This is a genomic window from Arthrobacter sp. 05T45, from assembly GCF_056395875.1.
On sequence record NZ_JBFTKI010000046.1, the window covers coordinates 1 to 1,792 of the forward strand.

The 1,792-nt window shown below is 56.4% G+C and carries 1 rRNA gene; it reads right to left on the reverse strand.

What is annotated here, in order from left to right:
• Window positions 1-80 precede the first annotated feature (80 nt).
• Window positions 81-1,607 (reverse strand): 16S ribosomal RNA (locus AC1DGD_RS22075).
• Window positions 1,608-1,792: the final 185 nt, after the last annotated feature.

The following is a 1,792-nucleotide window of genomic DNA, read 5'->3' on the forward strand; positions in this document are numbered from 1 at the left end:
CGTCTGCGCAACGGGCGTACTCCTGACAACCCCACCACACGGACATAACGCCCGGCAGGGTGGTTGTAGGTGCTCCTTAGAAAGGAGGTGATCCAGCCGCACCTTCCGGTACGGCTACCTTGTTACGACTTAGTCCCAATCGCCAGTCCCACCTTCGACAGCTCCCTCCCACAAGGGGTTAGGCCACCGGCTTCGGGTGTTACCAACTTTCGTGACTTGACGGGCGGTGTGTACAAGGCCCGGGAACGTATTCACCGCAGCGTTGCTGATCTGCGATTACTAGCGACTCCGACTTCATGGGGTCGAGTTGCAGACCCCAATCCGAACTGAGACCGGCTTTTTGGGATTAGCTCCACCTCACAGTATCGCAACCCTTTGTACCGGCCATTGTAGCATGCGTGAAGCCCAAGACATAAGGGGCATGATGATTTGACGTCGTCCCCACCTTCCTCCGAGTTGACCCCGGCAGTCTCCCATGAGTCCCCGCCATTACGCGCTGGCAACATGGAACGAGGGTTGCGCTCGTTGCGGGACTTAACCCAACATCTCACGACACGAGCTGACGACAACCATGCACCACCTGTGAACCGGCCCCAAAGGGGAAGGACTGTTTCCAGCCCGGTCCGGCCCATGTCAAGCCTTGGTAAGGTTCTTCGCGTTGCATCGAATTAATCCGCATGCTCCGCCGCTTGTGCGGGCCCCCGTCAATTCCTTTGAGTTTTAGCCTTGCGGCCGTACTCCCCAGGCGGGGCACTTAATGCGTTAGCTACGGCGCGGAAAACGTGGAATGTCCCCCACACCTAGTGCCCAACGTTTACGGCATGGACTACCAGGGTATCTAATCCTGTTCGCTCCCCATGCTTTCGCTCCTCAGCGTCAGTTAATGCCCAGAGACCTGCCTTCGCCATCGGTGTTCCTCCTGATATCTGCGCATTTCACCGCTACACCAGGAATTCCAGTCTCCCCTACATCACTCTAGTCTGCCCGTACCCACCGCAGATCCGGAGTTGAGCCCCGGACTTTCACGGCAGACGCGACAAACCGCCTACGAGCTCTTTACGCCCAATAATTCCGGATAACGCTTGCGCCCTACGTATTACCGCGGCTGCTGGCACGTAGTTAGCCGGCGCTTCTTCTGCAGGTACCGTCACTTTCGCTTCTTCCCTACTGAAAGAGGTTTACAACCCGAAGGCCGTCATCCCTCACGCGGCGTCGCTGCATCAGGCTTGCGCCCATTGTGCAATATTCCCCACTGCTGCCTCCCGTAGGAGTCTGGGCCGTGTCTCAGTCCCAGTGTGGCCGGTCACCCTCTCAGGCCGGCTACCCGTCGTCGCCTTGGTGAGCCATTACCTCACCAACAAGCTGATAGGCCGCGAGTCCATCCAAAACCACAATAAAGCTTTCCACCCCCCACCATGCGATGAGGAGTCATATCCGGTATTAGACCCAGTTTCCCAGGCTTATCCCAGAGTTAAGGGCAGGTTACTCACGTGTTACTCACCCGTTCGCCACTAATCCCCGGTGCAAGCACCGGATCATCGTTCGACTTGCATGTGTTAAGCACGCCGCCAGCGTTCATCCTGAGCCAGGATCAAACTCTCCGTTGAAGTAAAACAGACACAACATGCGCCCCCGGGAAAACGGGATGCACACGCTGCACAAAATTTGAAACCAGCCAAATAACACCAGACCACACCACGGGGTGGCGGGCCCGGCAAATTCAACCAATTCAATACAATAAATTGGTATCAACAAACTTGGCACACTATTGAGTTCTCAAACAACAGACACA